A 2,841-nucleotide genomic window follows, 5' to 3' on the forward strand; every position below is an offset into this window, starting at 1 on the left:
CTTAAAATGATACATCAAACTGCTATTATAGACAGTTCTGCAGTAATAGGACAAAATGTTGAAATAGGACCTTATGCCGTTATAGGAAAAGATGTATCAATCGGTGACGGCACGATAATAAATTCCGGTGTTGTTGTTGAATGTGCCGATATAGGTAAAAATTGTAAATTGTTTAGCCACAGTGTAGTAGGAACTGCCCCGCAGGATTTAAAATATGCAGGTGAAAAAACAAAAGCAATTATAGGCGACGGTACAATGATCAGGGAATATGTTACGGTCAACAGAGGAACGGCGGCTCACGGAGAAACTGTAGTCGGTAAAAATTGTTTACTTATGATGTGCAGCCATATAGGACATGACTGTATAGTCGGTAATAATGTAATAATTGCAAATTGTGTTGCAATAGCAGGGCATGTTGAAATAGAAGATAATGTTGTTATAGGCGGGCTTGCCGCCGTTCATCAATTTACAAGAATAGGTAAAAGTTCAATTATCGGCGGCGGTGCAATGGTTGTTATGGATATTATTCCTTTTGCACAGGCACAGGGTGACAGGGCAAAGCTTGTAGGGCTTAATTTAATCGGCTTAAAAAGAAGGCAAACTCCGCACGAAGATATTGAAGCAATAAGGCATGCATATAAAATTTTATTTATGTCAAAGTTAACGTTGGAACAAGCACTTGAAAAACTTGAAGATGAATTTAAAAATTCAACTCCCGTTTGCGATATAGTTAAGTTTATAAAGAAATCTCAAAGGGGAATTGCAAGGCCAAGATGAGTAATATAGGAATAATTGCAGGTAACAGCAGGTTTCCTTTTCTTGTTGCCGAAGAAATAAAAAAACAAAATCAACCTTTTATCGTTATAGCTTTAAAAGAAGAAGCCGATAAGGATATTGAAAAGGTTTGTGATAAAGTTTACTGGACATCAATAGGTAAATTGCAAAAAATTATAGATATATTTAAAGAAAATGATGTTAAAACCGCTCTTATGGTGGGGCAGGTTAAGCATGCAAAAATATATTCTGCAATTACCATGGATTTCAGAGCAATGAAATTGATGGGCTCTTTGTTGAATAAAAAAACCGATACCATACTCGGTGCCGTTGTAAAGGAATTTGAAAAAGACGGAATAAATTTCTTACCGTCACACATATATTTAAAACATTTGCTTGCACAAAAGGGCTTGATAGTCGGTAAAAAATTAAATTCCGCAGAAACAAAAGATGTTGAATTCGGTTTTAAAATAGCAAAAGGCATAGCAGGTTTTGATATAGGGCAAACCGTTGTGGTAAAAGATAAATCCGTATTGGCCGTTGAGTCCATTGAAGGAACAGATGAATGTATAAAAAGGGCTTACGGTTTGGGCGGGGAAAATGCAATAGTTGTTAAAGTTGCAAAACCGAATCAGGATTTTCGTTTTGATGTTCCCGTTATAGGAACAAGAACAATTGATACATTAAAAGAAAATAAAATAAGGGCTATGGCGATAGAGGCCGGCTCTACATTAATTTTAGATAAAGACGAAGTTATCAAAAAAGCTAAGGAACTTGGTGTAACAATTTTAGCCGTTTAGGTAATGTACATTATACATTGTGGTTTCGTTGTTGTCGTTAAACTATCAGCTGCTCAGCCGGTGATGTTGGGCTTGTAAACAAAGTTTCCGGCTCAGCTCTCGGCTAAAAAATTGCAAAGCAATTTTTTTGGAGGTAAAATGATACCGTTGGTAAAACCGATTTTCGGGAAAAAAGAAAAACAATTTATAAATGAAGTTATTGATTCCGGTATAGTTGCAAGCGGAAAATATGTGGAAGAATTTGAAAATAAATTTTCAAAAATTTCCGGTGCAAAATACGGAACCGTTTGTTCAAGCGGAACGACTGCCCTTCATGCCGCACTTTTGGCTTGTGCAATTAAGCCGGGTGATAAAGTTATAACAACACCTTTTACTTTTATTGCAACTTCAAATTCAATTTTATATTGCGGTGCAAAACCGATATTTGCCGATATTGACGAAAAAACTTTTAATATCGATCCTAAATCGGTTGAAAAAATATTGAAAAAAGAAAAAAATATTAAAGCCGTAATATGTGTTCATTTATACGGCTTACCTTGTGATATGGGCGAACTTTTAAAATTAAAAAAGAAATATAAATTTATTTTAATTGAAGATTGTTGCCAGGCACATTTGGCAAAATATAAAAATAAAACAGTCGGCTCTATAGGTGATGCGGGATGTTTTTCCTTTTATGCAACAAAAAATATGACTACCGGTGAAGGCGGTGCCGTTTTAACAAATAATTTAAAAACGGATGCTCTTACAAAGAAAATTATTAACCACGGAAGAATGTCACATTACGGGCACGATATGTTGGGGTATAATTTCAGACTTACAAATGTTGCGGCAGCCATGGGGCTTGCACAGTGTGAACAAATACAAAAATGGACTAAACAAAGAATTGCAAATGCAAAAAAACTTTCCGACGGTTTAAAAAATATTGATTTTATTGAAACACCGTTTGTTCCCAAAGGATATACACATGTTTATCATCAATATACCGTTAAAGTAAAATACGGTTTAAGAGATAAATTTATGAAATATTTAAAAGATAACGGAATAGGTTGCGGAATACATTATCCGGAAGTTATATATAAACAACCTTTGTATCAGAAGTTGGGATATAAAAAAGGTTTATGTCCGGTTGCTGAACAAGCTGTAAAAGAAGTTATATCAATTCCGGTTCATCCGTCACTTGGTTCTAAAGATATTAACACAATAATTAAAGTAATAAAAGGTTTTAAAAAATGAGCAAAATAAAAATAGCCGTAGTCGGTGTAGGTTC

The 2,841-nt window shown here is 34.7% G+C and carries 3 protein-coding genes; all 3 read left to right on the forward strand.

Annotated elements, in window-relative coordinates; genetic code table 11:
• Window positions 1–777 (forward strand): acyl-ACP--UDP-N-acetylglucosamine O-acyltransferase (gene lpxA, locus ACMUOV_RS05475; RefSeq protein ID WP_413854099.1); only part of this gene is annotated, 777 nt, incomplete at its 5' end.
• Window positions 774–1,574 (forward strand): LpxI family protein, encoded by an 801-nt coding sequence (locus tag ACMUOV_RS05480; RefSeq protein WP_413854100.1) that lies wholly within the window; start codon window positions 774–776, stop codon window positions 1,572–1,574. The genes lpxA and ACMUOV_RS05480, both read left to right, overlap by 4 nt.
• 138 nt (window positions 1,575–1,712) lie before the next feature.
• Window positions 1,713–2,807, forward strand: a complete 1,095-nt coding sequence (locus ACMUOV_RS05485; RefSeq protein ID WP_413854101.1) for a DegT/DnrJ/EryC1/StrS family aminotransferase — start codon at window positions 1,713–1,715, stop codon at window positions 2,805–2,807.
• Window positions 2,808–2,841: the final 34 nt, after the last annotated feature.

The organism is Candidatus Ruminimicrobium bovinum (assembly GCF_902760015.1).
GTDB lineage: Bacteria > Elusimicrobiota > Endomicrobiia > Endomicrobiales > Endomicrobiaceae > Ruminimicrobium > Ruminimicrobium bovinum.

What these genes read in the sequence shown, in the direction of transcription:
- ACMUOV_RS05480 (WP_413854100.1), top strand. Translation starts at nt 774, where the DNA reads ATGAGTAATATAGGAATAATTGCAGGTAACAGCAGGTTTCCTTTTCTT.
- ACMUOV_RS05485 (WP_413854101.1), top strand. Translation starts at nt 1,713, where the DNA reads ATGATACCGTTGGTAAAACCGATTTTCGGGAAAAAAGAAAAACAATTT.